The 376-nt window shown below is 60.9% G+C and carries 1 pseudogene; it reads left to right on the top strand.

The annotated features are described in order from the left end of the window. Positions 1-32: 32 nt before the first annotated feature. Positions 33-376: pseudogene (locus JW499_RS21840) on the top strand (4-hydroxy-2-oxovalerate aldolase); the annotation flags it as partial.

Raw genomic sequence — 376 nt, 5'->3', positions numbered from 1 at the left:
TCCGGGTGGCCAGTCACTGTACCGAAGCTGATGTGACTGAGCAGCACATCGGTCTGGCCGCCAAGCTGGAGATGGATACCGTCGGTTTCCTGATGATGGCACACATGGCCAGCCCGGAGAAGATTCTGGAGCAGGCGAAACTGATGGTTGCCTACGGCGCCAACTGCATCTACTGCACCGACTCCGCCGGTTATATGTTGCCGGATGAAGTGACCGAAAAGATCGGTCTTTTGCGGGCTGAACTGGACCCCTCCATTGAGGTGGGTTTCCACGGCCATCACAACATGGGGATGGCCGTGGCCAACTCCCTGGCGGCGATTGATGCCGGTGCCGGGCGTATCGATGGTTCGGTGGCGGGCCTGGGTGCCGGTGCCGG

The sequence above is a fragment of the Amphritea pacifica genome (genome assembly GCF_016924145.1).
In the GTDB taxonomy this organism is placed as follows: Bacteria; Pseudomonadota; Gammaproteobacteria; order Pseudomonadales; family Balneatricaceae; genus Amphritea; species Amphritea pacifica.
This window is presented reverse-complemented; position numbering and strand designations above follow the sequence as displayed.